This window comes from Streptomyces sp. NPDC107517, from assembly GCF_055582645.1.
Genome location: NZ_JBVJPM010000001.1, coordinates 788,193 through 813,852 on the forward strand (window position 1 = coordinate 788,193; position 25,660 = coordinate 813,852).

The 25,660-nt window shown below is 71.8% G+C and carries 21 protein-coding genes; 13 read left to right on the forward strand and 8 right to left on the reverse strand.

The window, feature by feature from the left end:
* Nucleotides 1–70: 70 nt before the first annotated feature.
* The 3 genes from ACZ67T_RS03330 (at nucleotide 71) to ACZ67T_RS03340 (ending at nucleotide 5,043) form a co-directional block, all read left to right on the forward strand.
* Nucleotides 71–2,038, forward strand: coding sequence for a Xaa-Pro dipeptidyl-peptidase (locus tag ACZ67T_RS03330; RefSeq protein WP_469981269.1), 1,968 nt, complete (start codon nucleotides 71–73; stop codon nucleotides 2,036–2,038).
* Nucleotides 2,035–3,321, forward strand: coding sequence for a M14 family metallopeptidase (locus ACZ67T_RS03335; protein ID WP_469981270.1), 1,287 nt, complete (start codon nucleotides 2,035–2,037; stop codon nucleotides 3,319–3,321). Before ACZ67T_RS03330 ends, ACZ67T_RS03335 begins: the two co-directional genes overlap by 4 nt.
* A 108-nt stretch (nucleotides 3,322–3,429) precedes the next feature.
* Nucleotides 3,430–5,043 carry a BCCT family transporter gene (locus ACZ67T_RS03340; protein WP_469981383.1) on the forward strand — a complete coding sequence of 538 codons (1,614 nt, stop codon included), beginning with the start codon at nucleotides 3,430–3,432 and terminating at the stop codon, nucleotides 5,041–5,043.
* Between the two features lie 24 nt (nucleotides 5,044–5,067).
* Here ACZ67T_RS03340 and ACZ67T_RS03345 read toward each other — a convergent pair whose 3' ends face one another.
* Nucleotides 5,068–6,027, reverse strand: a complete 960-nt coding sequence (locus ACZ67T_RS03345) for an FAD-dependent oxidoreductase (protein WP_469981271.1) — start codon at nucleotides 6,025–6,027, stop codon at nucleotides 5,068–5,070.
* A gap of 66 nt (nucleotides 6,028–6,093) precedes the next feature.
* On the opposite strand from ACZ67T_RS03345, the gene ACZ67T_RS03350 reads away from it, so the two are divergent.
* Both ACZ67T_RS03350 and ACZ67T_RS03355 read left to right on the forward strand, forming a co-directional pair.
* Nucleotides 6,094–7,119 (forward strand): oxidoreductase, encoded by a 1,026-nt coding sequence (locus ACZ67T_RS03350; protein ID WP_469981272.1) that lies wholly within the window; start codon nucleotides 6,094–6,096, stop codon nucleotides 7,117–7,119.
* A 68-nt stretch (nucleotides 7,120–7,187) separates the two neighbouring features.
* Nucleotides 7,188–8,831, forward strand: a complete 1,644-nt coding sequence (locus ACZ67T_RS03355) for an ABC-F family ATP-binding cassette domain-containing protein (RefSeq protein ID WP_376533922.1) — start codon at nucleotides 7,188–7,190, stop codon at nucleotides 8,829–8,831.
* A gap of 134 nt (nucleotides 8,832–8,965) precedes the next feature.
* On the opposite strand, the gene ACZ67T_RS03360 is transcribed toward ACZ67T_RS03355, so the two are convergent.
* Entirely contained in the window at nucleotides 8,966–11,449 is a 2,484-nt protein-coding gene (locus ACZ67T_RS03360) for a Tex family protein (protein WP_469981273.1), read from the reverse strand.
* Nucleotides 11,450–11,549: 100 nt separating this feature from the next.
* Nucleotides 11,550–12,419 carry an SCO6745 family protein gene (locus ACZ67T_RS03365; RefSeq protein ID WP_469981274.1) on the reverse strand — a complete coding sequence of 290 codons (870 nt, stop codon included), beginning with the start codon at nucleotides 12,417–12,419 and terminating at the stop codon, nucleotides 11,550–11,552.
* Between the two features lie 171 nt (nucleotides 12,420–12,590).
* On the opposite strand from ACZ67T_RS03365, the gene ACZ67T_RS03370 reads away from it, so the two are divergent.
* Together ACZ67T_RS03370 and ACZ67T_RS03375 are read left to right on the forward strand one after the other, a co-directional pair.
* The gene (locus ACZ67T_RS03370) at nucleotides 12,591–13,598 is read left to right on the forward strand and encodes a GlxA family transcriptional regulator (protein ID WP_469981275.1); all 1,008 of its coding nucleotides are present in this window, start codon (nucleotides 12,591–12,593) and stop codon (nucleotides 13,596–13,598) included.
* Between the two features lie 14 nt (nucleotides 13,599–13,612).
* A complete protein-coding gene (locus tag ACZ67T_RS03375; protein WP_469981276.1) occupies nucleotides 13,613–14,248 on the forward strand; it encodes a DJ-1/PfpI family protein in 636 nt (211 codons plus the stop codon).
* Between the two features lie 15 nt (nucleotides 14,249–14,263).
* On the opposite strand, the gene ACZ67T_RS03380 is transcribed toward ACZ67T_RS03375, so the two are convergent.
* Nucleotides 14,264–15,022, reverse strand: a complete 759-nt coding sequence (locus ACZ67T_RS03380) for an enoyl-CoA hydratase/isomerase family protein (RefSeq protein WP_469981277.1) — start codon at nucleotides 15,020–15,022, stop codon at nucleotides 14,264–14,266.
* Nucleotides 15,023–15,310: 288 nt separating this feature from the next.
* Here ACZ67T_RS03380 and ACZ67T_RS03385 point away from each other — a divergent pair, with 288 nt between their 5' ends.
* Nucleotides 15,311–15,817, forward strand: a complete 507-nt coding sequence (locus tag ACZ67T_RS03385; RefSeq protein ID WP_469981384.1) for an ATP-binding protein — start codon at nucleotides 15,311–15,313, stop codon at nucleotides 15,815–15,817.
* Between the two features lie 9 nt (nucleotides 15,818–15,826).
* Here ACZ67T_RS03385 and idi read toward each other — a convergent pair whose 3' ends face one another.
* The 4 genes from idi to galE form a co-directional block, all read right to left on the reverse strand.
* Nucleotides 15,827–16,420, reverse strand: a complete 594-nt coding sequence (idi, locus tag ACZ67T_RS03390; protein WP_469981278.1) for an isopentenyl-diphosphate Delta-isomerase — start codon at nucleotides 16,418–16,420, stop codon at nucleotides 15,827–15,829.
* Between the two features lie 114 nt (nucleotides 16,421–16,534).
* Nucleotides 16,535–17,788 (reverse strand): bifunctional class I SAM-dependent methyltransferase/N-acetyltransferase, encoded by a 1,254-nt coding sequence (locus ACZ67T_RS03395; RefSeq protein ID WP_469981279.1) that lies wholly within the window; start codon nucleotides 17,786–17,788, stop codon nucleotides 16,535–16,537.
* Between the two features lie 206 nt (nucleotides 17,789–17,994).
* Nucleotides 17,995–18,927 (reverse strand): cation diffusion facilitator family transporter, encoded by a 933-nt coding sequence (locus ACZ67T_RS03400; RefSeq protein WP_469981280.1) that lies wholly within the window; start codon nucleotides 18,925–18,927, stop codon nucleotides 17,995–17,997.
* A 156-nt stretch (nucleotides 18,928–19,083) separates the two neighbouring features.
* On the reverse strand, nucleotides 19,084–20,067 hold the full coding sequence (gene galE, locus ACZ67T_RS03405; protein WP_469981281.1) for a UDP-glucose 4-epimerase GalE: 984 nt from the start codon (nucleotides 20,065–20,067) through the stop codon (nucleotides 19,084–19,086).
* A gap of 271 nt (nucleotides 20,068–20,338) precedes the next feature.
* Between galE and ACZ67T_RS03410 the strand changes: the two genes are divergently transcribed.
* The 5 genes from ACZ67T_RS03410 to ACZ67T_RS03430 are packed head-to-tail and all read left to right on the forward strand — an operon-like array spanning nucleotide 20,339 to nucleotide 25,604.
* Nucleotides 20,339–22,165 (forward strand): DUF5941 domain-containing protein, encoded by a 1,827-nt coding sequence (locus ACZ67T_RS03410; protein ID WP_469981385.1) that lies wholly within the window; start codon nucleotides 20,339–20,341, stop codon nucleotides 22,163–22,165.
* A complete protein-coding gene (locus ACZ67T_RS03415) occupies nucleotides 22,162–22,914 on the forward strand; it encodes a phosphocholine cytidylyltransferase family protein (RefSeq protein WP_100591690.1) in 753 nt (250 codons plus the stop codon). The genes ACZ67T_RS03410 and ACZ67T_RS03415 overlap by 4 nt, the downstream gene beginning before the upstream one ends.
* Entirely contained in the window at nucleotides 22,902–23,966 is a 1,065-nt protein-coding gene (locus tag ACZ67T_RS03420) for an iron-containing alcohol dehydrogenase family protein (protein WP_453465568.1), read from the forward strand. The genes ACZ67T_RS03415 and ACZ67T_RS03420 overlap by 13 nt, the downstream gene beginning before the upstream one ends.
* Entirely contained in the window at nucleotides 23,944–24,723 is a 780-nt protein-coding gene (locus tag ACZ67T_RS03425; RefSeq protein WP_469981282.1) for a CDP-alcohol phosphatidyltransferase family protein, read from the forward strand. Before ACZ67T_RS03420 ends, ACZ67T_RS03425 begins: the two co-directional genes overlap by 23 nt.
* 8 nt (nucleotides 24,724–24,731) lie before the next feature.
* Nucleotides 24,732–25,604 (forward strand): glycosyltransferase family 2 protein, encoded by an 873-nt coding sequence (locus ACZ67T_RS03430; RefSeq protein ID WP_469981386.1) that lies wholly within the window; start codon nucleotides 24,732–24,734, stop codon nucleotides 25,602–25,604.
* The last annotated feature ends 56 nt before the right edge of the window (nucleotides 25,605–25,660 follow it).

Consider the following 25,660-nt stretch of genomic DNA (forward strand, 5'->3'; position numbering starts at 1 on the left):
TCCCATGCGCCTTTCATCGTCGCCTACTGCCCTCTGTTGCAAGGGAGTTCACCGGGGTAGCTTCCGCCCCATGCCGATACCTGAGAGACGCACGCGCCCCCTGTGGAGGACGCTCGCGACAGCGGCCACCGCCGCACTCCTAGCCGTCCTCGTCTCTCCCGGGGCCGCCCAGAGCGCCGCGCCCCGTGAGTCGAAGCCCGTCTACTCGTACGACAAGGCCATCCGCGAATCCGTCTGGGTCGACACCCGGCTCGACGGGGACGGAGACGGAAAGACCGACCGCGTCGCCGTCGACATCATCCGGCCGCGCGAACCCGCACAGCAGGGCCGCAAAGTCCCCGTGATCATGGACGCGAGCCCGTACTACTCCTGCTGCGGCCGTGGCAACGAGAGCCAGCTGAAGACGTACGACGAGCACGGGAACGTCGTCCAGTTCCCGCTGTACTACGACAACTACTTCGTGCCGCGCGGCTACGCCTTCGTCGCCGTCGACCTCGCGGGAACCAACCGCTCCGACGGCTGTGTCGACGTCGGCGGCCGCTCCGACATCCAGTCCGGCAAGGCCGTCGTCGACTGGCTGAACGGCCGCGGCAAGGGCTACACCAGCCGCACCGGCACCGAACGCGCCAAGGCCGGCTGGACCAACGGCAGTACCGGCATGATCGGCAAGAGCTACGACGCCACCATCGCGAACGGCGTCGCGGCGACCGGAGTCGAGGGCCTGAAGACGATCGTCCCGATCGGCGGCATCTCCTCCTGGTACGACTACTACTTCCAGCAGGGCGCGCCCCTGTACGACAGCGGACCCGAGTGGCTGTCCGACTACGTCGAGAGCCCCGAGGCCCGCGCGCGCTGCGCCGCCGTGCAGAAGCGACTTGTCGACGAAGCGCCCAGGACCGGCGACTGGACCGGTCTGTGGGACGAGCGGAACTACGTGCCCGACGCCGGCAAGGTCAAGGCCAGCGTCTTCGTCGTGCACGGCATGCAGGACCTCAACGTCCGCGCCAAGCACTTCGGTCAGTGGTGGGACGCCCTCGCGAAGGCGGGCGTAGACCGCAAGATCTGGCTCGCGCAGACCGGCCACGTCGACCCCTTCGACTCCCGCCGCAGCGCCTGGGTCGACACCCTCCACCGCTGGTTCGACCATGAACTCCTCGGCTACGACAACGGCGTGGACCGCGAGCCGATGGCCGACATCGAGCGCACCCCCGACCACTGGACCACCGACCGCGTCTGGCCGCCCCGCACCACCGACGCTGTGCGCCTGAGCCCCGCCGAGGGCAGCGCGGCCGGCGTCGGCACGCTCGGCCTCAAGCACGGCTCGGGCACCGAGGTGTTCACCGACGACCCGAAGCTCAGCGAGACCGACTGGGCAGCGCAGATCGACAAGTCGACGCCCGACAAGGCCGGGTTCGTCACCGAGCCGCTCGGCAAGGACCTGCGCCTGTCCGGCTCGTCGAAGGTCACCGTCACCGCCACCCCGTCGACCACGACCGCCCACCTCTCGGCCGTACTCGTCGACCTCGGCCCGGCCACGATCCGTGACTACGCCGACGGCGGCGAGGGCATCACCACGCTCACCGACCGCACCTGCTGGGGCGCGAGCACGGCCGGCGACAGCTCCTGCTTCCTGCGGACCGAGGCCAAGACCGCCGACGTCGACCGGACCGTGTTCAGCCGCGGCTGGGCCGACCTCGGCAACTACGCCTCCGACCGCACGGGCAGGCCGCTCACCCCGGGCAGGCCCTACACGATCACCCTCGACCTGGCCCCCAGTGACCACGTCGTCCCGGCGGGCCACCGCCTCGCGCTGATCGTCGCGGGCACCGACAAGGACCTCATCGATCCGCCGTCGACCAAGCCCACGCTCACCCTCGACCTGGCCAGGACGTCCGCGCGCGTCCCACTCGTCGGCGGAGCCCACACGTTCGCGTCCGCCACGGCCGGCACCCACGCCGCCGCACCGCGCACGTCGGCACCCGAGCGCCTGTCCGACCCCCGCCCGTTCCGCCCCGTCCCGGGAGGCAGCACTCGATGACACCCCGTATCCGTACCCTCGCCCTGGCCGCGACGGCCGCCGCCCTCGCCGCGCCCCTGCTCACGGCCCCGGCCCAGGCCACCTCCGCGCCGCCGCGGACCGGATTCGAGCAGAGCGACGGGGCCCGCTGGACCAGTCAGCCCGAAGAGCAGGACTTCCTCGCGGCGGTCGACAAGGGCAGTGACCGCGTCCTTGTCGACACGGTCGGCACCACCAAGCAGGGCAGGCCCGTCCAGCTCGTCCGCATCGGCGAGCACCGGACCGCGAACACCGTGCTGCTCATCTGCAGCCAGCACGGCAACGAACCGTCCGGCCGCGAGGCGTGTCTCACCACGATCCGCGACCTCGCCTACGCCAAGGACAAGAAGACGAAGGCCTTCCTGTCCCGCACCACCCTGCTCGTCGTCCCCACCGCCAACCCCGACGGCCGCGCCGCGAACACCCGCGGCAACTCCGACGGCATCGACATCAACCGCGACCACATCGCCCTGGACACCGCCGAGGCGCGCGCCATGGCCGCCGTCATCCGCGACCGCAAGCCCGACGTGATCTACGACCTCCACGAGTACGGGGCCACACCCAAGTACTACGACAAGGACCTCTTCGACCTCTGGCCGCGCAACCTCAACACCGACAGCCAGGTCCACGACGAGGCCGAGACCCTCTCCACGGCGTACGTCCGTCCTGCCGCCAACGCGGGCGGATACTCCACCGGCACGTACGGCATCTGGACCGACCCGGTGACCGGGGAGCCCATGAAGCAGACCGCGGGGGACGGGCAGGAGCGCATCCTGCGCAATGTCTCCGGCGTGAAGCACGCGGTCGGACTGCTGATCGAGAGCCGCGTCGACCCCCAGACCGACGCGGAGAAGGCCGATCCGGCGCTCAACAACCGGCGCCGGGTGCAGAGCCAACTCTCCGCGCTCGGCGGCCTGTTCACGTTCACCGACCTGCATCGCGACAGGATCGAGGCGGCCACCGGCGCCGCCCGCGTGGCCGGATACCGCGACCGCGGCCCCGTCTACGTCGGCGGCGCGGACAACGACCCGGCCGAGCCCGCGGAGATCATCCAGAACCCGCCGTGCGGCTACCGTCTCGACGCGGCACGGTACGCGTCCGTCGAGGACAAGCTGGCGCTGCACGGGATCACCGTGCGCAAGGACCGGACAGGGGGAGGGGTGTTCGTGCCGCTGCGCCAGTCCGAGCGGGCGCTCGTGACTCTGCTCCTCGACGCGCGTGCTCCGTACCACCTCATCGAGGGGGACCCCGACACCACGTGCTGAAACCGGGGCGTTCGCGCCGGTTGTGGTAGGTCCTGAGGGGTGAATAATCCCGAAATCAAACCTGCCGCGGAGGCGACGGGGCGACGGAGTCCGGCGACCGACCGGGTGGTGTTCGGCGTGACAGCCGCACTCACCGTGGCGTTCGTCATCTGGGGCTCCGTCGCCACCGACTCCCTCGAGGACGTCTCGACACGACTCCTCAAAGGGCTGATCCACAACGGCGGTTGGGCGTTCATGCTGGCCGCGTCCGGCTTCGTCGTCTTCGCGCTCTGGCTGGCGATCAGCCGGTACGGGAAGATCACGCTGGGCGACGAGGGCGAGACTCCCGAGTTCAGGACCGTCTCCTGGGTCGCCATGATGTTCAGCGCCGGCATGGGTATCGGCCTGATGTTCTACGGAGTCAGCGAACCACTCGCCCACTACACCACGCACCCGCCGGGCACCCTGCCCGTCGACTCGGCCCAGGCCATGGAGACCTCCATGGCCACGACCCTGTTCCACTGGACGCTGCATCCCTGGGCGATCTACGCCGTCGTCGGACTGGCCATCGCCTACAGCACGTTCAGGCGCCACCGCCGGCAGACCATCAGCTCCGTCTTCGTACCGCTGATCGGCGAGCGGCACGCGTACGGCGCCTGGGGCCGCGTCATCGACATCATCGCGATCTTCGCCACCCTCTTCGGCTCCGCCGCGTCCCTCGGCCTCGGCGCCCTGCAGATCGGCAGCGGATTCGAGGTGCTCAACTGGATGGACAAGGCGAGCACGGGCCTCCTCGTCACCATCATCGCGGTCCTCACCGTCGCCTTCGTCGCCTCGGCCGTGTCCGGGGTCGAGAAGGGCATCCAGTGGCTGTCCAACATCAACATGGTCCTCGCGCTGATCCTGGTCGTGTTCGTGTTCATCGCCGGGCCCACGATCCTGGTCCTCGACCTGCTGCCCACCTCGCTGGGCGCGTACCTCGGTGAGCTGCCGCAGCTCGTCGGCAGGACCGAGGCGTCCAGCGGCAAGGGCGTCGCGGCCTGGCTGGGCAGCTGGACGGTCTTCTACTGGGCGTGGTGGATCTCCTGGACGCCGTTCGTCGGCATGTTCATCGCCCGTATCAGCAAGGGCCGCACGATCCGCCAGTTCGTCGGCGGCGTCATCCTCGTCCCCAGCACCGTCAGCCTCATCTGGTTCGCGGTCTTCGGCGGCACGGCGATGAACCTGAAGGAGCACGGGGCCCTCCGCGGCGCGACCACTCCCGAGGCCCAACTCTTCGGCGTGCTCGACGAGTTCCCCATCGCCACCGCGACGAGCCTGCTCGTGATGATCCTCGTCGGGATCTTCTTCGTGTCCGGCGCCGACGCGGCCTCCATCGTGATGGGCACGCTCTCGCAGAAGGGCGCCCTCGAACCCGGCCGCTTCGTGGTCATCTTCTGGGGCGTCGTCACCGGAGCCGTCGCCGCCGTGATGCTCCTCATCGGCAACGGCTCGGGCAACGCGCTGACGGGACTGCAGAACCTGACGATCCTCGTCGCCGCGCCGTTCACGATCGTCATGATCGGGATGTGTGTGGCCCTCATGCGGGACCTGCGCCACGACCCGCTGATCGTCCGCAGCGACCGGGGCGACGAGGCCGTCGAGGCGGCGGTCATCGCCGGCCACGAACAGTACGACGGCGACTTCGAGATCCGGATCGGGCCGGGCCAGGGCACGGAGCGTGCGGGCGACCCGATCGGCTGACCCGTTGTCGCCCGGTCGAACCGTTCAGGAGACGGCGAGCCCTGCCGCCTCCTGGGCGCAGCCCCACGCGACCGTCACGCCGGCCCCGCCGTGCCCGTAGTTGTGCACCAACACTCCGCCCCACGGCGCCCGTTCACGCTCGACCCGCGCCTCGGGCCGCGTGGGCCGCAGCCCCACCCGGTGCCCGATGACCCGTGCCCCCGCGATCTCGGGCCGCACCCGCGCACACCGCTCCACGATCGCCTCCGCCACGGCGGGGTCGGGTTCGAGCGACCAGTCGTCCTCCTGCGCCGTGCCGCCCAGGATCAGCCGGCCGGGCTGCGGAAAGAAGTACGTCGAGGTGTCGGGGGAGTCGCCGCCGCCGGTGAACCACGTGTCCACACCCGGGTTCTCCACGAGGACGAGCTGGCCGCGCAGGGGGCGTACGGCATCGTCCGGTACGAGCGCCCGGGCCCCGATGCCCGTGCAGTTCACGACGACCGGCGCCCGCGCGCCCGCCTCCGCGAGGTCCGTGACCTCCCGCGTCTCCACGCGCCCGCCCGCCGCCAGGAAGCGCTCCTTCAGCCACTCCAGGTGCACCGGCATGTCCACCAGTGGAAGCCGTGCCCACAGGCCCGTGCCGCCCCCGTACTCCGCCGGGGTCGCCGGACGCAGCCCCGCCACCCCGTCCGCCCAGGGTCCAAGGCCCTCGAGGAGGGTGTCGGCCTGCACGCCCTCCGCCATGCGCACGCCCGTCGGACCGGGTCGCGCCGCCAGTTCCTCGTACACGCGCAGGGACCGCAGCGACCAGTCACTCACCCGTTCCACCGGGTCGATCCTGTACGGCCACCACAGCGCGCCCGCGACCGCAGACGTCGTCAGAGCGGTGGGATCCCGCGTCCAGACCCGCACGCGGCGCCCCGTTCGTACGAGTTCAAGGGCCGTCGTCAGGCCGATGACCCCGCCGCCGACCACGATCACATGCCTGCTCGCGTCACTGTGCACGAGCGGACCGTAGCGGAATGGGTCGTGCCGTGCGCACATCAGGTCGCGGGTGGGAATACTCAGGGCATGTCTGCCGAGTACGCGACTTTCGGCCTGGCACCGGCCATGCGCGCCGGTGGGGTTCTCACGAACGGGGACTACCAAGTCCACCGGGAGTTCCTGGACTTCATCGTGAACGGCTCGCCGCTGCTGTTCCAGCTCTCCGACCTCGACGCCGTCTCCCCGCTCGCCTCGGACATCCCGCCGGCGATCTTCACGGCCCACGTCCGCAGCCTGCTCCTCGAAGCGGACGCGCCGCTCCCAGGCGGCCGCTACGTCATCTACGGGTGCCCCGAGTGCGAGGGCCTCGAATGCGGGGCCGTCACCGCGGTCATCGAGGCGGACGGCCCCGACGTCATCTGGCGGGACTTCGCCTGGCAGACCGAGGAACGAGCCGACCTGGAGCTCAACGGCTACCGCGGCATTGGCCCCTTCCGCTTCCACGGCGCCGCGTACCGCGAGGCTCTGCGGCCGCTGCTCGACGGCGGCGCGGAGCCCGCCCCGGCCCGCCGCGTCCTGCTCATCGGCGCCCGCGTCGCCGTCCTCGCCAAGCTCGCCGCCGCGCTGCGCACCATCGGCATCGGGGCCGAGATCACCCAGGACGCGGCCGGTGTGCCGCCCGACGAACTGCGCACCTACGGCGCGGTCGCCTTCGGCCGTGCCGTCAGCGAGTCCGACCGGGCCGCGGTGCGCGAACAGTTCGAGCGGGCGGGCGCCGAGGCGGCGTTCGTGGACGGGCTCGCCCCGATCGTCCCGCTTCTCGTCGCCCAGGTGGAGAGCGCCCTGGACCGCCGCGCGGTCCCGCAGCGCCGCCTCACCCGCCTCGTCGCCGTCGACGGGGAGGCGGGCCTGGAGGTCACCTCCGCCTGCCGGGTCCGCCTCACCGCGTACCGCCTCGACCGGCTCTACCGCAGCCACGCCCAGGACGTCTTCGACGCCGTACTGGAACCGGGCCGCCACCGCATCGCCCTCGACCCGAAGGCGACCAGGGGCGAGTCGTTCGTCGTGGCCCGCACCACGGGCAGCGTGCTGGTGGCGCCGATGACGCGGTGAGGGGGTCTTCCGCAGCCGGGGAGCGGCGGGCGTGGGCGGTCCGTCCGATCGCTAAAATCGGCGGTCTGATGACTGCCACTCTCGTAGCCAAGAACCTCGCCGCCGGGCACGGCGACCGGTCCCTGTTCTCCGGGCTCGACCTCGTGGTCGCGCCCGGGGACGTGATCGGGCTCGTCGGCGCCAACGGCGCCGGGAAGTCCACGCTCCTCAAGCTCCTCGCCGGCCTCGACACCCCCGAGCAGGGCGAGCTGCGGCTCTCGCCGCCCGGCGCGACCGTGGGGCACCTGCCCCAGGAGCCGGAGCGCCGTCCCGGCGAGACCGTGCGCGAGTTCCTCGCCCGGCGCACCGGCGTCGACGCCGCGCAGCGCGCCATGGACGAGGCCACCCAGGCCCTCGTCGACGGTGCCCCGGGGGCCGACGACGCGTACTCCGTGAGCCTGGAGCGCTGGCTCGACCTCGGCGGCGCCGACCTCGACGAGCGCGCCGAGGAGATCACCGGCTCCCTCGGCCTCGGCGTCGGGCTCGACCAGGAGATGACGTCGCTCTCCGGCGGCCAGGCCGCCCGCGCGGGCCTCGCCTCGCTGCTGCTGTCGCGCTACGACGTGTTCCTGCTCGACGAGCCGACCAACGACCTCGACCTGGACGGCCTGGAGCGCCTGGAGTCCTTCGTGCGCGGGCTGCGCGCGGGCACGGTCGTCGTCAGCCACGACCGGGAGTTCCTGACCCGCACCGTCACCAAGGTCCTTGAGCTCGACCTCGCCCAGCAGGAGATCAACCTCTACGGCGGCGGATACGAGGCCTACCTGGAGGAGCGCGAGGTCGCCCGCCGGCACGCGCGCGACGAGTTCGACGAGTACGCCGACAAGAAGGCCGCGCTCGAAGGCCGCGCCCAGATGCAGCGCGGCTGGATGGACAAGGGCGTCAAGAACGCCCGCCGCAAGGCCACGGACAACGACAAGATCGGCCGCAAGTTCCGCAGCGAGGCCAGCGAGAAGCAGGCGGCCAAGGCCCGGCAGACGCAGCGCATGATCGAGCGCCTCGACGTCGTGGACGAGCCGCGCAAGGAGTGGGAGCTGCGCATGGAGATCGCGGCGGCGCCGCGCTCCGGCGCCGTCGTCGCCACGCTGCGCGACGCCGAGGTGCGGCGCGGCGACTTCACGCTCGGTCCGGTCTCGCTGCAGATCGACTGGGCCGACCGCATCGCGATCACGGGGGCGAACGGCGCCGGGAAGTCGACGCTGCTCGGCGCGCTCCTCGGCCGGGTGCCGCTGGACGCGGGGCACGCGACGCTCGGCTCCGGTGTCGTCGTCGGCGAGGTCGACCAGGCGCGGGCCCTGTTCCACGGCTCGGAGTCGCTGCTCGACGCGTTCTGCGCGGCCGTGCCGGACACCGAGCCGGCCGACGTGCGCACGCTGCTCGCGAAGTTCGGCCTCAAGGCCGATCACGTCCTGCGGTCGGCGGCCACGCTGTCGCCGGGCGAACGCACCAGGGCCGCGCTGGCGCTGCTCCAGGGACGGGGCGTCAACCTGCTCGTCCTGGACGAGCCGACCAACCACCTCGACCTGCCCGCCATCGAGCAGCTGGAGTCGGCGCTCGACTCGTACGAGGGCACGCTCCTGCTCGTCACCCATGACCGCCGCATGCTGGACGCCGTCAGGACGCAGCGGCGTCTCGAGGTCGCCGACGGCAAGGTGACGGAGCTGTCCGTCTGAGGTGCGCCGCGGGCTGACGGGTGCCGCGTGGGCAGACGCGTGGCGCCGGGCCGAGGTGTGCGGGCCGTGTTCACCTGGGCCGCCCGCGTGTCGCCCGGGGCCGGTCACCTGCGTGGTGACCGGCCCCGGGTGTGTCAGCGCCCCTTCGGGTCGAGCAGGCCCGCGCGGCGCAGGGCCTCGGCCATCTCACTGTTCGCGGGCGCCGGTGCGGACATGCCACCGCGCCGCTGCCCCTGGGACTGCTGCCGCTGGCCCTGGCCCTGGCGTCGGCCCTGGCCGCCCTGACCCTGGTCGCCCTGTGCCTGGCCGCCCTGACCCTGGCGCTGCTGCCCTCGCTGCTGCGGCGGGCGCGCGCCGCGCTCCCGGCGGCCGCCGCCGGCACCCGCCCCGCCACCGGCGCCCGGCGTGCCCGTCGCCGCCTCGGCGTCGAGACGCAGCGTCAGCGAGATCCGCTTGCGCGGGATGTCCACGTCGAGGACCTTCACCTTGACGATGTCGCCGGGCTTCACGACGTCCCGCGGGTCCTTCACGAACGTCTTCGACATCGCGGACACATGCACGAGGCCGTCCTGGTGCACACCGACGTCCACGAACGCGCCGAAGGCCGCCACATTCGTCACGACGCCCTCGAGCACCATCCCGGAGGCCAGGTCGGAGATCTTCTCGACACCGTCCTTGAAGGTCGCCGTCTTGAAGGCGGGACGCGGGTCACGCCCCGGCTTCTCCAGCTCCTTCAGGATGTCCGAGACCGTCGGCAGACCGAACTTGTCGTCCACGAACTCGGCCGGCCGCAGCGCGCGCAGCGCCGCCGCGTTCCCGATCAGGGACGCGACCTCGCCACCCGTCGTCTTCACCATGCGCCGCACCACGGGGTACGCCTCCGGGTGCACGGACGACGCGTCGAGCGGGTCGTCGCCCCCGCGGATCCGCAGGAAGCCCGCGCACTGCTCGTACGCCTTGGGGCCCAGCCTGGCCACGTCCTTGAGGCCCTTGCGGGACGTGAACGGGCCGTTCGCGTCGCGGTGCGCCACGATGTTCTCCGCGAGGCCCGAGCTGATGCCGGAGACGCGGGCGAGGAGGGGAGCGGACGCCGTGTTCACGTCCACGCCCACGCCGTTCACACAGTCCTCGACGACCGCGTCCAGGGAGCGCGACAGCTTCACCTCGGACAGGTCGTGCTGGTACTGGCCGACACCGATCGACTTCGGGTCGATCTTCACCAGCTCGGCCAGCGGGTCCTGGAGGCGGCGGGCGATCGACACGGCGCCGCGCAGCGACACGTCCATGTCGGGCAGCTCCTGCGAGGCGAAGGCCGACGCCGAGTACACCGACGCGCCCGCCTCCGACACCATCACCTTGGTGACGTTCAACTCCGGGTGCTTGGTGATGAGATCACCGGCGAGCTTGTCGGTCTCGCGCGACGCCGTGCCGTTCCCGATCGCGATCAGGTCGACCGAGTGCTGGGCCGCGAGGCGGGCCAGCTTGGCCAGCGCCTCGTCCCACCGGTTCGCGGGCACGTGGGGGTGGATGACGTCCGTCGCCACGACCTTGCCCGTCGCGTCGACGACCGCGACCTTCACGCCCGTACGGAAGCCGGGGTCGAGGCCCAGCGTCGCGCGCGTGCCCGCCGGGGCGGCCAGCAGCAGGTCCCGCAGGTTCGCCGCGAAGACCTGCACGGCCTCGTCCTCCGCGGCCGTGCGCAGCCGCAGCCGCAGATCGAGGCCGAGGTGCACCAGGATGCGGGTCCGCCAGGCCCAGCGCACCGTGTCGGCCAGCCACTTGTCCCCGGGCCGCCCCTGGTTCCTGATTCCGAACCGGTCCGCGACGATCGGCTCGTACGAGGACGGGCCACCGGCGACGTCGCCCGGCTCCTCCGGCTCCAGGACCAGGTCGAGGATGTCCTCCTTCTCGCCGCGGAGCATCGCGAGGATCCGGTGGGAGGGCAGCGCGGTGAACGGCTCCGAGAAGTCGAAGTAGTCGGCGAACTTGGCGCCCGCCTCCTCCTTGCCCTCGCGGACCTTGGCGGCCAGCCGGCCCCGGCCCCACATGCGCTCACGCAGCTCGCCGATCAGGTCGGCGTCCTCGGAGAAACGCTCGGTGAGGATGGCGCGGGCGCCGTCGAGCGCGGCCTGCGCGTCCGCCACGCCCTTGTCGGAGTCGACGAACGCGGCCGCCGCGGCGGCCGGTTCCACCGTGGGGTCCCCGAGCAGCCCGTCCGCCAGCGGCTCCAGCCCCGCCTCGCGCGCGATCTGCGCCTTGGTGCGGCGCTTCGGCTTGAACGGCAGATAGATGTCCTCGAGGCGCGCCTTGGTCTCGGCGGCCATGATCTGCGCCGCCAACTCGTCGGTCAGCTTGCCCTGTTCCCTGACCGAGTCGAGGACCGCCGCACGCCGCTCCTCGAGCTCCCGCAGATAGCGCAGCCGCTCCTCGAGCGTGCGCAGCTGCGCGTCGTCGAGCATCTCGGTCGCTTCCTTGCGGTAGCGCGCGATGAACGGGACCGTCGAACCGCCGTCGAGCAGCTCGACGGCGGCCTTCACCTGCCGCTCCCGTACGCCGAGCTCCTCGGCAATCCTGCCTTCGATGGACCCCGTGATGGGACCTGCGCTGGGTGTCGCCACGATGCCGTACCGCCTTCTCAACTGAGGGTGCGCGGCAATTGTGGCAGGTGGCGCCGACAACGGGGGGCAGCCCACCCGCCTGCCGGCGCCGGGTGTCCGATCAGACGGTCTTGCCGATCAGGTCGGCGGGGAACGCGCCCGCGCCGAGGGCGGTGCCCATGAAGCCGCCCGCCAGCTCCGTGAGCCGGGCCACGCCCGCCTCGCCCAGGTGCGCGTACGGCTCCCGGTCGAGCCGGTCGGTCTCCGCCTCGAGGTCGCGGCGCAGCGCCACGCCCAGCTCGGTCAGCTCGCCCTGCTCGTCGAGCACCTTGCGCTCCCGCAGCCGGTCGGCGGCCGCGTCGAAGTCCTCGCGGGTCCAGCCGCGCGTGGCGAGCAGCCACTTCGGGGCCATGCCCTTGCCGGTCGCGACATGGCTCACCAGCGCCTCGACGGGGTCGAGGCCGGCGGCGAGCAGCGCGGCCAGATGCCCGTCGCCGCGGTGCTCACGCAGCAGCGTGGTGGCGTGCCAGTACGCGAGGTGCGGCTCCTCGGGCACCGGCAGGTCGGCGTGGGCGGCGTACAGCGGCCGGGCGTGGCGGGTGCAGGCCTCCGTGGCCCGCAGCGCGAGAGTGGCGGCCTCGGCCATCTCAGGGGAGGCCACGATCTCGTCGCCCAGGAGCCTGCGCAGCGTCGAGTCGACGGCACGCGCGCGTGCCGCGAGGACCGTCTCCGGGGAGGCCGTTTCCCACACGGCGGGCACGTGTTCGGCGACGAGCTCGTGCTTGAAGTTGTAGAAGGTCGCCGTCACGGTTCCGGCACCGACGGCCCCCATCGCCGCCGCGCGTGCCGCGAAGTACGCCGCGCTGCGGTGGGTGATCCCGATGGCGCCCAACTCCTTGCCCAGGTCGGGCGAGAAGTAGTGCGTCGAGTGGAACGGGTTGAGCATGTTGTGGCAGCGGCGGGCGGCGCGGGGGTCCGAAGAGGTCGTCATGCGAGTACGTTACCGACTGGTTGGTACGGGTGGAACGTGCGGGCATGGACCATTCGCCGAAACGTTCGCCACACCCTTCACCGCACCGCTCCCACCCACGTCAGGCGCGACGGCAGGAAAGGTGGGGTACTTGTCATTGCGGCCGTACCGGCGTGCCCGAAGACTGGCCGTATGGCCGCCCGCACCGTGCTCATCCTGTTGTTCGACGACGTCCAGAGCCTGGACGTGACCGGCCCGGCAGAGGTCTTCGCCGGAGCCGCCCTCTGCCGGGGCCCGCGCCCCGGGGACACGTACCGCATCCGCACGGCCTCCCTCGACGGCGGGCCCGTCCGCACCTCCAGCGGGCTCACACTCGTCCCCGACCACGCACTCGCCGACGCGCCCGCCCCGCACACGCTCCTCGTCCCCGGCGGCCGGGGCACGCGCCGCCCGGATCCGCGTCTGACCGCCTGGCTGCGGGAGCACGGCCCGCGCGCGGAGCGTCTCGTCTCCGTCTGCACGGGCGCCATCCTGCTCGCCGAGGCGGGCCTGCTCGACGGCCGCCGGGTGACCACGCACTGGGCGTACTGCGACCGCCTCGCCCGCGACCACCCGGCCGTCGAGGTCGACCCGGACCCCATCTACGTACGCGACGGGAACGTGGCGACCTCGGCCGGCGTCACCGCGGGCATCGACCTCGCCCTCGCGCTCGTCGAGGAGGACCACGGCCGCGACACCGCGCTGACGGTCGCCCGCCACCTCGTCGTGTTCCTGCGACGCCCGGGAAACCAGGCCCAGTTCAGCGCCCAGCTCTCCGCCCAGACCGCACGGCGCGAGCCGCTGCGCGAGGTCCAGCACTGGATCACCGAGCACCCCGACGACGACCTCTCCGTCGAGTCGCTCGCCTCCCGCGCCCGCCTCTCGCCGCGCCACTTCGCCCGCGCCTTCCAGGCCGAGACCGGCATGACCCCGGGCCGGTACGTCGACCTGGTCCGCCTCGAACAGGCGCGCCGCCTCCTGGAGGACACCTCCGACGGCGTCGAGGAGATCTCCCGCACCTGTGGCTACGGCACCCCCGAGGCGATGCGCCGCGCCTTCACCAGAGCGCTCGGCGCGTCCCCGGCCGAGTACCGCCGCCGCTTCTGCGCACCCGGAACCCGTACAACGGGCCGACGCCCGTCCGAGCCCACCCGTTCCTGACCGAAAGGCACCCGATGAAGATCGCCATCGTCCTCTTCGACCGCTTCACCGCACTCGACGCCGTCGGCCCCTACGAGACGCTCGGCAGACTCCCCGACGCGGAACTCACCTTCGTCGCCGAGCGGACCGGGCCCGTGCGGTCGGACACCGGACGGCTCGCCCTCACTGCCGACAAGACGCTGTCGGAGCTGACCGACCCGGACGTCGTCGTCGTCCCCGGCGGGCCGGGCCAGAGCGCGCAGATGGAGAACGAAGTCCTGCTCGACTGGCTGCGCGCCGCCGACGCCACCAGTACCTGGACGACCTCCGTGTGCACGGGGTCGCTGCTCCTCGCCGCCGCCGGTCTGCTGGACGGCCGGCGCGCGACGTCGCACTGGCTGGCGCTCGACTCCCTGAAGAAGTTCGGCGCCGAACCTACGGGCGAACGGGTCGTCGTCGACGGCAAGTACGTCACCGCCGCCGGGGTTTCCTCCGGCATCGACATGGGCCTGACCCTCGTCGGTACGATCGCGGGCGACGAGCACGCGCAGGCCGTACAGCTGCTCACCGAGTACGACCCGCAGCCGCCGTACGACGCGGGTTCGCCCGAGAAGGCCCCCGCACACCTCGTCGAGAAGTTCCGCGCGGAGAGCCGCTTCATCCTGGAGTAGTCCGGGAGACCGGCTTCACCCTGACGTGGTCCACGTGAAGCGCGGCTTCCTGCGCTCCAGGAACGCGGCGACGCCCTCCGCGGTGTCGCCGCTCCCGCGCGCCTGCTCGGCCCAGTGCGCGGCCCGCTCCACGCGGCCGTCGGCGAACTCCTTCGCCGCGGCCTGCGTCAGCTGCGAGCGCTCACCGAGAATCCGGGCGAACTCGCCGACCCGCTTGTCCAGTTCGTCCCCGGCGAGCACCTCGTCCACCAGACCGGTCCGCAGGGCACGCTCCGTACCGATCAACTCGCCCGAGAACAAGAGATACTTGGCCGTCGCGGGGCCCACCAGGGAGGCGAGGCGGCGCGTCGAACTCGCCGGGTACACGATCCCCAGCTTCGACGGCGTGACCCCGAACAGCGCGTCCTCGGCCGCGAACCGCAGGTCACAGGCCGCGGCCAGCTGGCAGCCGCCGCCCACGCAGTAGCCGCGCACGGCGGCCAGCGTCGGCTTGGCGAAGGCCGCGAGCGCCTCCTCGGCCGCGACCGCGAGCTCCTGCGCCCGCGACCCCGAGCCGCCGAGCGTGGAGATGTCGGCGCCCGCGCAGAACGTCCCGCCGGCCCCGGTCAGCACAAGCACCCGCACCGCAGGATCGGCGTCGAGGGAAGCGAGCAGCGACGGCAGCGAACGCCACATGCCGTCCGTCATGGCGTTCCGTTTGGCGGCGTGATCGATGACGACGGTGGCGATGCCGTCGGTGACCGAGTGCGTGACCTGCGGCGGTGTGTGCGACATGCGCCGGATGCTATCCGCATGCCTCGAACGTGCGATCAAGAAGGGGCGGGCGGTCGCCGCGCCGGCGGGCTCATGACGGCCGATGACGAGTTCAAACGCGTACAACCTGAATAGCCAGGGAAGAGAAAACTAGAACGGCAGGATCAGTCGCACACCTGACGCTGTCATACGCCAACGGTCAAATTGCGTCGATACTCGCTGAATTCTGGTCAGTCATTCGGTATGGACCAGTGGATTCCCAACACTCGATGTGTGGTGACAATCGAGCGCAAGGGCGGCGACCGGACGATGAGCGACCAGGGGTGGGGGTCCCGCCCGAGTCCTCAAGACGCTGGGGGAGTGCTCCCCGACCAGCAACCGGGAAGTCCGCTGCCGTACGAGGGGGTCTGGCGCTTCACGGCGCAGGCCGTCGACGCGTCCGTGCCGCAGGCCCGGCACGCCGTCCGTGACCTGCTGGTCCGTCAGGGCGTGCCCGCCTCCGACGACCTCGTCCAGGGACTGCTGCTCATCGTCTCCGAGCTGGTCACCAACGCCGTGCGGCACGCGGCCCTGCTCTCACCCGTCCTCGCGGTGGAGGTCGCGGTCGGCGCCGAGTGGGTGCGCGTCTCCGTGGAGGACGAGCACCCCTACCGCCCGACCGCCCTGGAGGCCACCGACGGGCAGACGGGCGGGCGCGGCCTCCTCCTCGTGCGCGAGGTCACCCGCGAGGCGGGCGGGGTGTGCGACGTCGAGCACACGGCGAGCGGGGGCAAGGTGATCTGGGCCGCCCTGCCCCTCAAACCCGCCGGCGTCTGAGCGGCGTTCTCACCAGCCGGCGGACGGCCCCGTCAGCTCCCGGATCGCGGGCCGCGCCGCGTCCAGCACGGTCATGAACCACGACGAGAACGGCCCCTGGGCGTGCCGCACGGTCAGCTCCTCCGCCGTCACATAGGCGGTCTCGCCCACCTCGGAGGGGTCCGGCCGCAGCGGCGCCTGGACCATCCCCACGAACAGGTGGTTGAACTCCTGCTCCACGAGGCCCGAGTCCGGGTCCGGGTGGTTGTAGCGCACGGTCCCCGCCTCCGCGAGCAGTGAGGGCGAGACCCCCAGCTCCTCGAAGGTCCGGCGGGCGGCCGCGGCGAACGGCGCCTCGCCCGGGTACGGGTGCCCGCAGCACGTGTTCGACCACACGCCGGGGGAGTGGTACTTGCCGAGCGCGCGCTGCTGGAGCAGCAGCCGGCCCTGTTCGTCGAAGAGGAACACGGAGAACGCTCTGTGCAGCTGTCCGGGCGCCTGATGCGCGGAGAGCTTCTCCGCCGTGCCGATCGTCCTGCCGTCCTCGTCCACGAGTTCCAGCAAGATCGCTTCTCCGGTGCCGTTCGACGAGCTGTTCGCCGCGGTGGCAGGTGTGGTCGGCATACCCATCCTTCGCTTCGGTCCTCGAACCCCAAGTCTGCCGTACGGGACAGACAGCCCAGGCACTTGGCGGCGCCAGCATGTCCCGCCCGGGGGCCGGGCGGGACATGCACAGGGTCAGACGCCGAAAGCGGCCGGGTAGGTGATCGTGCCCTGTGGCACCTGCCAGGAACCGTCCGCCGCGCCCAGGACGAGCGCCATCATCGCCTCGTCGGGCACCTCGAACCCGGGCCGGATGGCGTACCCGGAGGCGGGCGTGAAGCCGAACCTCGGGTAGTACTCGGGGTGCCCGAGCACGAGGACGAGCTGCTCCCCACGCGCGCGTGCCGCGTCGAGCACCGCGTTGACGACGGCCGAACCGGCACCCGTGCGCTGGTGCCGCGGAAGCACCGCGACGGGTGCCAGGGCCGCAGCGGGCGCCCCGCCGACGAGGCAGCGGGTGATCAGCGCGTGCGCCGCCACGGTGCCGTCCGGTGCCTCGGCGACGTACGACAGGCCCGTCAGCCACGCGTCGTCGTCCGCCCGCAGGGCGTCCACCAGGTCGGCCTCCGCCTCCGTCGGGAAGGCGGCGGCGTTCACGGCGTGCACGGCCGCGATGTCGGCGGCCGTCTCCGGCCGCGTGGGCCACGACGCCGCGGGGCGCAGCGCGTAGCCGGTGTAGCCGTAGTCCCCGCCGTGCTCGCGCCGCATCGCCAGCTCGGCGCGCGCGCCCGCGAGGGCCTCGGCCATGCCGGGTGCCTGCGGGTCCGTGGCGTCGGCGCGCTCGGCGAGCGGGCCGTAGTACTCGTCCCAGTCGGACTCGGGCTGCCGGTGGACACCGAGCACGGAGTACCCGGCGCCGGTGCAGGCCCGGAGGTTCTCCTCGGCCGTCCGCAGCGCGTAGTGCGGCTCCCAGAAGGCCCGCGCCTCGGGGGACGGGTCGGCGGCGGTCCACTCGCACTCGGTGAGTACGAGCGAGCCGCCCGGGGCGAGCAGCCGCTTCCACCGCCGCAGCGCGGTGTCGAAGCCGATGGAGTACGCGGAGCTCTCGGCCCAGATCAGATCGAACGAAGCATCCTGACAGGGGAGTTCGCCCATGTCGGCGTGGACGGGATGGATCCGGTCGGCGAGGCCCCGTGCCTTCGCGGCGGCGCGCAGCTCGTCGAGGAACGGCTCGTGGAGGTCGGCCGCGGTGACCTCGCCGCCGGTCTCGGCGGCCAGGAGCAGCGCGGAGTGGCCGGGGCCGCAGCCGAGGTCGAGCACGCGCGGGCGCTCGGGCAGCGGCCCCACGAAGGTGAGGAGCCGCAGGGTGGTGGAGTCGGAGCCGGGGCCCTGCCGGGGAAGTCCATGGTGCAGGGCGAAGAAGGCGTCACGTACGACGTTGTCGGTCAACGGTTTGAACCCTTGGGTGAGAGGGCCCCGCTGACGCGCGCTCCTGCCGGGTGGGCGGGAGGGGTCAGGCGTGGGCCCGGAAGGCGGGGATGCACCTGTCGCTGCGCGGGGCAGCGCTCACCGCGACGACAGTCATCAACCCACCTCCTCAAGATTCGTGGCCAACGTAGCACGCTGCGTGCGCGCCTGCCGGGGGGTGCGGGAAGTCAGTGGCAGAGCTTGGCCTCGTGCTCCGCGTGACCGACCGGCTCCAGCTGGAACGTGCAGTGCTCGACGTCGAAGTGGACGCCGAGGCAGCCCTGGAGCTCGTGCAGCATCTTCTCGTGGCCGATGGCGTTGAGGGCCTCCGAGCTCACGACCACGTGTGCGGACAGGACGGGCATGCCCGAAGTGATCGTCCAGGCGTGCAGGTCGTGGACGTCCAGGACGCCGGGCAGCTCCGTGATGTGGGCCCGCACCTCCGCCATGTCGACGCCCTTCGGTGCCGCTTCGAGCAGCACGTTCAGCGTCTCCCGCAGCAGCTTCACGGTCCGCGGGACGATCATGAGGCCGATCGCGATCGACGCGATCGGGTCGGCGGCCTGCCAGCCGGTGGCCAGGATGATCGTCGCCGAGATGATCACGGCGACCGAGCCCAGTGCGTCGGCGGCCACCTCGAGGAAGGCGCCGTGCACGTTGAGGCTCTCCTTCTGGCCGCGCATCAGGATCGCCAGCGAGATCATGTTCGCGACGAGGCCGATCACGCCGAAGGCGATCGTCAGCCCGCCCTCGGTCTCGGCCGGCTGCAAGAACCGCTGGATCGCCTCGACCAGCACATAGCCGCCGACGCCGAGCAGCAGCAGGCAGTTGGCGAGCGCGGCCAGGATCTCGGCGCGGGCGAAGCCGAACGTGCGCTGTTCACTCGCGGGGCGGTTGGCGAAGTGGATGGCGAGCAGCGCCATGCCGAGGCCGAGGGCGTCGGTCGCCATGTGGGCGGCGTCCGCGACCAGGGCGAGCGAGTCGGCGAGGAGTCCGCCGACGATCTCGACCACCATCACGGTCAGCGTGATGCCGAGCGCGATGCGCAGCCGGCCCAGATGCGCGGCCGAGGCCGTGCCCATGGGTGCGTGGCTGTGCCCGTGATCGTGTCCGGCCCCCATGGAAACCGCCCTCCGTCCGCTCGTCGGCGCGCCTGGCCGGCCGCCCCCGCGATCACAGTGAACTACGGGTAGGGGGTATCTGCAAACACTGCACTGAACACCGTTGTCATATGCCCTGACCTGCGGAAATGGCCGCAGGTCAGGGCGTCGCCCGGGTCAGTCGGCGGTGGTGTCCGGATGCCGCAGCCGCCAGCCCGCCCAGGCCGACTCGACCATGTCGCGCACCCCACGGCTCGTCGCCCAGCCGAGTTCCTTCGCGGCGAGTTCCGCCGAGGCCACGGCGTGCGGGGAGTCGCCCGCGCGGCGCGGCTCGACCACTGCCGCCCGGGCGTCACCGCTGACCTCGGAGATCAGGTCGGCCAGTTCGCGCACGGAGACGCCCTCGCCGGAGCCGATGTTCACCGTCAGGTCGCCCGTCGCGCCCGGCTCGGTCAGCCGGCGCGCGGCGGCGAGGTGGGCCTCGGCGAGATCGGCGACGTGCAGATAGTCACGTACACAGGTGCCGTCCGGCGTGTCGTAGTCGTCACCGAAGATCCGGGGGGCCTCGCCGCGGCTCAGCCGGTCGAAGATCATCGGGATCACATTGAAGACGCCGGTGTCCGCGAGCTCGGGGGAAGCGGCGCCCGCCACGTTGAAGTAGCGCAGGCACACGGTCGCCATGCCGTGCGCCCGCCCGGCCGCCCGCACCAGCCACTCGCCCGCCAGCTTCGTCTCGCCGTAGGGGCTCATCGGCGCGCAGGGGGTGGACTCCGTGATGAGGTCCACATCCGGGTTTCCGTACACGGCGGCGGACGAGGAGAAGACGAAGCGCCGCACGCCGGCCGCGGCGGCCGTGTCCAGGAGCACCGCCAGGCCGCCCACGTTGTCGCGGTAGTAGAGCTCGGGCCGCTCCACGGACTCGCCGACCTGTTTGCGGGCCGCGAGATGCACCACACCGGTCACGGCGTGCTCGGCGCACACCCGCTTCACCAGCTCGGAGTCCAGGGCCGAGCCCCTGACCAGCTCGATGTCCGACGGCAGCCGTTCGGTCACCCCGGTCGAGAGGTCGTCGAGGACGACCACGTCCTCCCCGGCGGCGGCCATCGCCCGCGCCACATGTGCCCCGATATAACCCGCTCCGCCTGTGATCAGCCATGTCATGGTCGACCACCCTAGGGCGTGTCCCCATGGGCCCTGCCGGGCCCTCGCGCGAGCGGCAGTTTGTAGGGCGGGGCCTTGATCGACAATGATGACGGGGCGGTCGCGCACGCTCAGACCGCTCTTATCGGGCCATGAACGGGCGGTGAACGTCCGCTTCTCATCATCCGATAGCCTCTGCCGACGTGCCGCCCGGCCGTACTCGGCCCGGGGCGCCCCCATCACGCCTGTGCCCACTACGCCGGCGTGCAGGCAATCCAAGGAGTGAGTTCGTCTGTCGACCGCCATCGTCACCGGTCAGCCGGTACCCGGGTCGTCGCTCGAGGGCGAGCTGCGGGCACTCGGCTTCGACGTGCGGCTCGCCCCGGACGCCGCACAGGCAGGGGCGGCGCTCGCCGCGGTCCCGGCAGGACAGCGGGTCGCGCTCGTCGACGCGGGCTTCGTGGGCCACACCCACGCCCTGCGCCTCGGCCTCACCGACCCCCGTTTCGCCGCCTCGGCCGTCCCCGGAGCCGTCTCCGTACAGCCCGCGGCCCGCGAGGCGCTGACCGGCGCCCTGCGTGACACCGCCGAAGGGCCGTCCGCGGCGGACTTCGGCGCGCGGGCCGGCACCCTCGCCGGTGTGCTCGCCGACCGTGTCGCCGAGCGCCTGGCAGCGGCGTACGGCACCGACGTCCACCGGCCCGAGCTCGGTGAGCTCGTCGCCGCCGTGCCCGCCGACCCGCAGGCCCGCAACGAGGCCCGCCAGGCGGTCGCCGCCGTCGACGACGAGGCGGTCCGGCTGCGTACGGCGGTCAAGGCGCGCGACGGCTTCTTCACGACCTACTGCATCAGCCCGTACTCCCGCTACATCGCCCGCTGGTGCGCCCGGCGCGGTCTCACCCCGAACCAGGTGACGACCGCCTCGCTGGTCACCGCGCTGATCGCGGCGGGCTGCGCGGCCACCGGCACCCGCCTCGGCTTCGTCGCCGCGGGCCTGCTGCTCCTCTTCTCCTTCGTCCTGGACTGCACGGACGGGCAGCTCGCCCGCTACTCCCTGCAGTACTCGACGCTCGGTGCCTGGCTCGACGCGACCTTCGACCGGGCCAAGGAGTACGCCTACTACGCGGGCCTCGCGCTCGGCGCGGCCCGCGGCGGTGACGACGTGTGGGCGCTCGCGCTCGGCGCGATGGTCCTGCAGACCTGCCGCCATGTCGTGGACTTCTCCTTCAACGAGGCGAATCACGACGCGACGGCGAACACCAGCCCCACCGCGGCCCTCTCCGACAAGCTCGACAGCGTCGGGTGGACGGTCTGGGTGCGCCGGATGATAGTGCTGCCGATCGGCGAACGCTGGGCCCTGATCGCGGTACTCACCGCGCTGACGACACCGCGTGTCACGTTCATCGTCCTGCTGATCGGCTGCGCCCTCGCGGCGACGTACACCACGGCCGGCCGCGTCCTGCGCTCGCTGACCCGGCGGGCCACCCGCACGGACCGTGCCGCCCAGGCCCTCGCGGAGCTCTCCGACAGCGGCCCGCTGAGCGAACTCCTCCAGCGCGCGGTGCGCGGTGTGCCTCGTCACACGGCCCCGGCCGTCGCCGCGCTCGGCGCCCTGGTCCTCGTACTCGCCACAGCGCTGTCGGACTACGGCAGCTGGTGGCCCGTCCTCGGCGCCGCCGTCTACGCGCTGACCTCCGCCGCGGCCGTCTCGCGCCCCCTCAAGGGCCCTCTCGACTGGCTGGTCCCGCCCGTCTTCCGCGCCGCCGAATACGGCACGATCCTGCTGATCGCAGCGAAAGCGGACGTAAACGGAGCGTTGCCGGCAGCTTTCGGACTGGTGGCCGCGGTCGCCTACCATCACTACGACACGGTGTACCGCATTCGCGGTGGCACCGGCGCGCCCCCGCACTGGCTGGTCCGGGCGATCGGCGGGCACGAGGGCAGGACGCTGGTGGTCACGGTGATCGCCGCACTGCTCACCGACACAGATTTCACTGTCGCGCTCACGGTTTGCGCCGTGGCCGTGGCACTGGTGGTGCTCGTCGAGAGCATCCGCTACTGGGTGACCGCCCACAGGCGCGGCGCACCCGCCGTACACGATGAAGGAGAACCCGCATGATCGGCCTCGTGCTGGCTGCCGGCGCCGGACGGCGTCTGCGTCCCTACACCGACACCCTGCCCAAGGCCCTGGTGCCGGTCGGCCCCGAGGGTGACGAGGAGAGCCTCACGGTCCTGGACCTGACTCTCGGCAACTTCGCCGAGATCGGTCTGACCGAGGTCGCGATCATCGTCGGGTACCGCAAGGAGGCCGTCTACGAGCGCCGCGAGGCGCTCGAGCAGAAGTACGGCGTCAAGATCACCCTGATCGACAACGACAAGGCCGAGGAGTGGAACAACGCCTACTCCCTGTGGTGCGGCCGTGACGCGATCAAGCACTCGGTGATCCTCGCCAACGGCGACACCGTGCACCCGGTCTCCGTCGAGAAGACGCTGCTCGCCGCCCGCGGCGACGGCAAGAAGATCATCCTCGCCCTCGACACGGTGAAGTCCCTCGCCGACGAGGAGATGAAGGTCGTCGTCGGCCCCGAGGGCGGCATGACGAAGATCACCAAGCTGATGGACCCGGCCGAGGCGACCGGTGAGTACATCGGCGTCACGCTCATCGAGGGCGAGGCGGCCGACGAGCTCGCCGACGCGCTCAAGACCGTCTTCGAGACGGACCCGCAGCAGTTCTACGAGCACGGCTACCAGGAGCTCGTGAACCGCGGTTTCAGGATCGACGTCGCCCCGATCGGCGAGGTGAAGTGGGTCGAGATCGACAACCACGACGACCTCGCCAAGGGACGTGAGATCGCGTGCCAGTACTGACGAGGCTCATCCCCTCGCCGGTTGTCGTCGACATCCGGGCGGGGGCGATCGACGACCTGGCGACCGTCCTTGCCGACCAGCGGATCTCGTCGTCCACCGGACGCCTGGCCATCGCGATCAGCGGTGGCTCGGGCGCGGTCCTGCGCAAGCGCCTCGAACCGCAGCTGCCCCGTGCGGAGTGGTTCGAGGTCGGCGGCGGGACGCTGGACGACGCGATCAAGCTCGCCGAGGCCATAAAGAAGGGCCGCTACGACGCGGTCGTGGGCCTCGGCGGCGGCAAGATCATCGACTGCGCCAAGTTCGCCGCGGCGCGCGTCGGCCTGCCGCTGGTCGCCGTCGCGACGAACCTGTCGCACGACGGCCTGTGCTCGCCGGTCGCGACGCTCGACAACGACGCGGGCCGCGGCTCGTACGGTGTGCCGAACCCGATCGCCGTCGTCATCGACCTCGACATCATCCGTGAGGCCCCGGTCCGCTTCGTGCGTTCCGGCATCGGCGACGCCCTGTCCAACATCTCCGCGATCGCGGACTGGGAACTGGCCGCGCGCGAGCGCGGCGAGGACATCGACGGACTGGCCGCCGCCATGGCCCGCCAGGCCGGCGAGGCCGTGCTGCGCCACCCCGGCGGCGTGGGGGACGACTCGTTCCTCCAGGTCCTGGCGGAGGGACTGGTCCTCACCGGTATCGCGATGTCGGTGTCGGGCGACTCCCGTCCGGCCTCCGGCGCCTGCCACGAGATCAACCACGCCTTCGACCTCCTCTTCCCCAAGCGCGCCGCGAGCCACGGCGAGCAGTGCGGCCTGGGCGCGGCCTTCGCGATGTTCCTCCGTGGAGCGCGCGAGGAGTCGCTGTATATGGTCGAGGTCCTGCGCAGGCACGGCCTGCCCGTGACCCCCGAGGAGATCGGCTTCACCGTGGACGAGTTCGTCCAGGTCGTGGAGTTCGCGCCGCAGACCCGTCCGGGCCGGTACACGATCCTCGAGCACCTCAATCTGTCCACCGACCAGATCAGGGACGCCTACGCCGACTATGCAAAAGCCATCGGTAGCTGAGCTGCGCCCGGTCGTTCACCCCGCGGGGGTGAAGGACCGGCGGAGCGGCGAGCACTGGGGCGGCCGGCTCTACATGCGCGAGATCTCGCTGCGCATCGACCGCCACCTCGTGAACACCAAGGTCAGCCCCAACCAGCTGACCTACCTGATGACCGTGTGCGGCGTCCTCGCGGCGCCCGCGCTGCTGGTCCCGGGTGTCTGGGGCGCCGTTCTCGGCGTCGTCGCGGTCCAGCTGTACCTGCTGCTCGACTGCGTCGACGGCGAGATCGCCCGCTGGCGCAAGCAGTACTCGCTCGCCGGCGTCTGGATGGACCGCGTCGGCGCGTACCTGACCGACGCCGCGGTCCTCGTCGGCTTCGGCCTGCGCGCCGCCGACCTGTGGGGTTCCGGCCGGATCGACTGGCTGTGGGCCTTCCTCGGGACGCTCGCCGCGCTCGGCGCCATCCTGATCAAGGCCGAGACGGACCTGGTCGGCGTGGCCCGCGCGCAGAGCGGCCGGGAGCAGGTCAAGGAGTCCGCCTCCGAGATCAAGTCCTCCGGCATGGCGCTCGCCCGCAAGGCGGCGTCCGCGCTGAAGTTCCACCGCCTCATCCTCGGCATCGAGGCATCGCTGCTGATCCTGGTCCTCGCGATCGTCGACCAGATCCGGGGCGACCTGTTCTTCACGCGCCTGGGGGTCGCGGTCCTGGCCGGCATCGCGCTGCTCCAGACCGTGCTGCACCTGGTGTCCATCCTCGCGTCGAGCAGGCTGAAGTGAGTACGGCGATGAAGGTCGGCGCGGTGATCATCACCATGGGCAACCGCCCCGAGGAGCTGCGCGCCCTCCTCGACTCCGTCGCCAAGCAGGACGGCGACCGGGTCGAGGTGGTCGTGGTCGGCAACGGCTCCCCGGTCCCGGACGTCCCCGCCGGTGTGCGCACCGTCGAACTGCCCGAGAACCTCGGCATCCCGGGCGGCCGCAACGTCGGCATCGAGGCCTTCGGGCCCTCGGGCTCCGACGTGGACGTGCTGCTCTTCCTCGACGACGACGGCCTCCTGCCGAAGACGGACACCGCTCAGCTGTGCCGCGAGGCTTTCGCGTCCGACCCGAAGCTGGGCATCGTCAGCTTCCGGATTGCCGACCCGGAGACCGGCGTCACCCAGCGCCGCCACGTCCCGCGCCTGCGCGCCGCCGACCCGATGCGCTCCTCGCGCGTCACCACGTTCCTCGGCGGCGCCAACGCGGTGCGCACCCGCGTGATCGCGGAGGTCGGCGGCCTGCCCGACGAGTTCTTCTACGCCCACGAGGAGACCGACCTCGCCTGGCGTGCCCTCGACGCGGGCTGGATGATCGACTACCGCGCGGACATGGTGCTGCACCACCCGACGACGGCCCCCTCCCGGCACGCGGTCTACCACCGCATGGTCGCCAGGAACCGGGTCTGGCTCGCGCGCCGCAATCTGCCCGCGCTCATCGTCCCCGTCTACCTCGGCGTCTGGCTGCTCCTCACGCTCGCCCGCCGACCCTCCGGACCTGCGCTGAAGGCCTGGTTCGGCGGGTTCAAGGAAGGCTGGACGAGCCCGTGCGGCCCCAGGCGGCCCATGAAGTGGCGTACGGTGTGGCGCCTGACCCGACTGGGCCGACCTCCGATCATCTGACAAGCTCGTGTCTGAGCATTCGGCCCGTACCCCGGTCCCTGGCTCATGCCTATGCC